Origin of the sequence: Methanosarcina spelaei (genome assembly GCF_002287235.1) — an archaeon.
GTDB classification, from domain to species: domain Archaea; phylum Halobacteriota; class Methanosarcinia; order Methanosarcinales; family Methanosarcinaceae; genus Methanosarcina; species Methanosarcina spelaei.
This window is the reverse complement of sequence record NZ_LMVP01000161.1, coordinates 1-4,092: the sequence shown is the minus strand read 5'-3', so window position 1 is coordinate 4,092 and position 4,092 is coordinate 1. Positions and strand designations below refer to the sequence as shown.

General features: G+C 39.8%; 4 protein-coding genes and 1 pseudogene. All 5 read right to left on the bottom strand.

The genetic code is table 11. The features are described from left to right. Window positions 1-289 (bottom strand): annotated as a pseudogene (locus ASJ81_RS09555) (winged helix-turn-helix transcriptional regulator); the annotation flags it as partial. A 436-nt stretch (window positions 290-725) separates the two neighbouring features. Further along, window positions 726-1,079 (bottom strand): COG1470 family protein, encoded by a 354-nt coding sequence (locus ASJ81_RS09550; protein ID WP_245860009.1) that lies wholly within the window; start codon window positions 1,077-1,079, stop codon window positions 726-728. Continuing rightward, the gene (locus tag ASJ81_RS09545) at window positions 1,072-1,992 is read right to left on the bottom strand and encodes an ABC transporter permease (protein WP_095644270.1); all 921 of its coding nucleotides are present in this window, start codon (window positions 1,990-1,992) and stop codon (window positions 1,072-1,074) included. The genes ASJ81_RS09550 and ASJ81_RS09545 overlap by 8 nt, the downstream gene beginning before the upstream one ends. Beyond that, complete coding sequence (locus ASJ81_RS09540) at window positions 1,989-2,894, bottom strand: ABC transporter permease (RefSeq protein WP_095644269.1); 906 nt, start codon at window positions 2,892-2,894, stop codon at window positions 1,989-1,991. Before ASJ81_RS09540 ends, ASJ81_RS09545 begins: the two co-directional genes overlap by 4 nt. Beyond that, on the bottom strand, window positions 2,891-4,092 hold a 1,202-nt coding region (locus ASJ81_RS09535), incomplete at its 5' end, for a TolB family protein (protein WP_141241646.1). The genes ASJ81_RS09535 and ASJ81_RS09540, both read right to left, overlap by 4 nt.

Here is a 4,092-nt window from a genome sequence, read left to right as displayed (position 1 = left end):
TTGGATGGTCAGCAGCTCGAAATCCGAGTATTATGAAAATGAACTTTGTAAAGTAGAGGATTACGTCTATTATTGATAAAATTTGCATTGCAGCTAGCCAGAGCAGAAACTGCCAGTAAGGTATTACAGTATCTTCTACTATCTGTACATCTTCTCCAGCTATTGACTCCCCAAATTTATCGCTTGGAAAAGGACTTACAGTATATTCGGTAGCCTCAGCTGTTGTTGTTAAAATAAAAAATAGTAAACAGAAGATAAGCTTTTTTTCAAGCTTAGTACTGGTAAACATTAAATGTATACTGCGTTCCGCTAACTGATTCCTCATAAACTTTAAACATCCAGGTTCCTTGTTGTATGTACCCTTGGGAGGATTGATACCGAGATTATCTTTCAGTCAAGGAAAAGATCCTTATTTCTTTATTTTCATAAGCTTTTTAGTTTTTCTTCATTGGATTCGAATTCAAAATGTGATTAGCTATTAAAAATTGATAGATTCAATGATTGCTCAATCTATGATTTTCTCAACATATCAAATATATTTACTCTACATTATGCTTCTTTAATAATTTTGAAAAACAGCTTCTGTAAATTCATTTTTTCCTCTCCGAACATGGATTCCGTGCCTCTTGTCACTGTAAACTCCTTATTATGGTACCATAGTTTTTGATATCTTCTCAGTAAGGTCGTAAACCTATTTTCACAGAATATGATCCATCCTTTGTATTTTAGGAACTCTTATTTTTTTCAGGAACTCTTACTTTAAGAGTCAATTCCTTTTCACCCGCTTCTTCGGGTAGAGTAATCTGGCTTACCTGAGTGCCATCTGCATAGATACCTGCAGTCCAGTTTTCGGGTACTTTCTCCAGGAAAAATGTAACTGATGTGCTCTCAGAAGTGTTGTATCCTTTTTCTAAGGTAAAGCTGAACTCCACCAGGTCTCCAGGCTTTGCGACCTTGCCACTGATTTCGTTTAAGACTGCAAGACTGGAGAAGTCCGCTCTGGCTGGAAAGGGCATGAGAGAAATTAGTACAAATATTATCAATACCATTGGGAGGAGTTTCTCCTTTCTATCAAGCACTTATATCCTCCCGTAAAAATTTCAGATGTGCAACTATCAGGAGGATTAGAGGAGCTACGAACAGGACTACAATATTTGTCCAGAATTCATTTAGCCACTGAGCCAGAGTAAAACGGATATCCAAAATTCCATCTATATTTTCTCCTCCTTTTCCTCCCCCTCCGGCTCCCCATCCAAGACCTGTTTTTCCAGTGCTCAACTCTGCATAATGATGCATTGGAGATAAAGCTGAAAGACTGTTGGTTATATCCGGGCCTCCAGCACTTACTACAGGCTCAATAGTATAATGTAGAAAAATAAGTATCCAAGTAAACATAATGCTGAGAGTTAACCAGATAGCAATATTATAGACAAGTGAATCCGCAGCTTCTCGAACAAAGGTAGAACAAACAAGTCCTATACCAAGAAACACCAGAGCATAAAGGAAAGTAAGAATGAACCAGATTGCGATTCTGCTTAACTCCATTGCACTTACTTTTGCTCCGAGAAGAAGCATTATTGTCCCTAAGGAAATTCCACTTGAGATCAGCATAACTACCAGAAGAAGAAGTACAGCTCCAAGCATTTTTCCAAGGATTATCGTGTCCCTGAACACTGGATGTGTTAATAAAACGTTCAAAGATGCCGACTTTCTTTCCTTTATCACGTTATCAAAGCTTAAGGCGATGCCTACAAGCGGACTGAACCAGGTCATCATCAGTGAAGTGCTGTAAAATCCCTCAAGAACTGATGATAGAGGTGTAGGTAACTCTCCTACCTGGCTATAGAACTCTGTCTGAAGGATTTCTCTATAGGTGACTGCAAATATTGCAATTATTAAAGTCCCGAGTAAAGACAAAAAAATAGGGCTCCAGAGCCTGTCAGCAAATTCTTTTTCGGCAATCACTAGAGCTTTTTCAAAATCACAGTTCATCCTTTTTCACCTCCTATATCTCTTCTGAGAAACATCACATAAGAGATTATAAACATCAGTACAGGTATGCCTGCAAGTACAACCAGGTTTGTCCAGTAATCCGAAAGCCAGGTTCCAAGCCCTACTCTCATGTCAAAAATTCCATTAGTTTCTTTACCTGAAGAAATTCCAAAACTCCCATAACTGAGACGGACTCCGGTCACAGCTTCAGCATAATAACTTGCGGGAGAAAGCTTTTGCAGGTCTTCACTCAGGGTCATAGCCTCTTCATTGTGTCCAAGGTCGACTATTAATTCCCCGGTAATGATAGATGAGGCAGCAGTTACTATAGCTCCGAAGATCAAAATCAAGTTAATCCACACCACAAGCCCGGAAATAAAAGAACGTTCTGAACTCTTCGAAAGAATCGAGATTAATAGACTGAAAGCAAAAAAGCCCGAAAGATATAAGAAAGTTAACAATGAGAAGACTAAGATCCTGTTCAGTTCAGAAATACCAACGTTTATCCCTGTTAACATCAGAAGAGTGCCAATTGAAGCGATGACCGAAACAAAAATAACAAGAGTAAGAGCTCCAAAACCTCCTAGAATTTTTCCACTTATAATATTATCTCGAAAAACTGGATGTGTCAGTAATGTATTCAGTGATTTCGAATTCTTTTCCCTTACGACTGAGTCAAAGCCAAGGGCAAGTCCGAGAATAGGAAGAAAAAGTGTTATTACCTGAGCAATATCAAGAAAGCCAGACTCAAAGATGTTAAATCCGTTTTCTCCTGATATAACGCTCATTGAAAGAATTATCAACGTGAAAATCCCAAGCAGCATCCTGAAACCAGGGCTGTACAGGTGATCTGCAAATTCTTTCTGAGCAATGACTCCCACATTTCTCAGGTCTGTTTTCATAGAGAAATCCTCCTGCGAATGAAACAAAGAAGGAGCAGGACCAAAGTAATCCCCCTGAATCCTGGAGTTTGGGATGCAGGCCTTGAGGGTGTCTCTTTTCCAGAGTCAGAGGATGGCTCTGAACCTACAGGTGTTACTGAAGAGGTGGAGGAGTTCCCTTCCACGATAAGAACTCTATTTGTGGATCTGTATCCTGTTTTGCTGGCATTTACCATATGCCTGCCTGCATCAGGACAGCTGTAGTTCAAGAAGCCTGAACTATTTGTCAGACCGATTTCTTTTCCGTTGAGTGTTATCAAGGCATCTGCAACAGGCTCTGACATGCAGCGAACTCTTAGCTCCCAGCTTTCTCCTTTTGCTGGAGTCAAAAAATCAATTGAGAGAGGGTCTTCGTATCCTCCGAGTTTTATTATGGATAAATCTGTGGGCTCGTTGCTAACGAGCAGTCTGCTGCCGTCAGGACTCCAGCCTTCAAGAAGCCTACCGTCTTCAGCAAGCTTTATTTTTGTCGATCCATCCGGACTTGTAGCAAAAACAGAACCTGATGAAACAAAACTGATAAAGTCTCCTGAAGGATGCCATTCGTAGTCAGTTATTGTGGATGCGATAAGGCTTTTTTCGCTTCCGTCGGTGTTTATTGTATAAAGGTCTTCATTCTGTGTAAAAGCTATTTTATCTCCTTTCGGGCTCCAGCTAGGTTTGAAGATAAGAGATCCTGGAAACTTTTCAAGCACTTTTACATTTTTTCCTGTCGAGTCTGCCAGAAATATAGAGACTCCATCAGAGTTTACATTACTGAAAATCAGATTTTTTCCATCCGGACTGAAACTAAAAACATCTTCGTTTCTTGTAAATTCCGTTGAGAGCTGAACTTTATCTGTTCCATCAACCTTAATTGAATAGAGACTGGAATTTTCATCAAAATAGAATATTCTGCTGTCATCAGGGCTCCAGGCAACCGTCACTCCGCCATCACTAAGTCTCTTCTTTTCGGTCCCGTTTTCATTAATTATCCATAGGCCATTTTCACTTTCAGATTGGCCGGCAGCACTATACGCTATTTTTTTGCCATCATTACTCCACAATGCAGTCTCTACAAATTCAAACTCTACATCCTTAGGCGCATATGTAAGCTGTTGAAGTACAAAGCCATTTGGATCAAGTAAATACAACTGAGACCTTAGAGGTTTTTGATCCA

Coding starts and splice junctions, on each gene's coding strand:
- ASJ81_RS09545 (WP_095644270.1), bottom strand. CDS start 1,992: ATGAACTGTGATTTTGAAAAAGCTCTAGTGATTGCCGAAAAAGAATTT.
- ASJ81_RS09540 (WP_095644269.1), bottom strand. CDS start 2,894: ATGAAAACAGACCTGAGAAATGTGGGAGTCATTGCTCAGAAAGAATTT.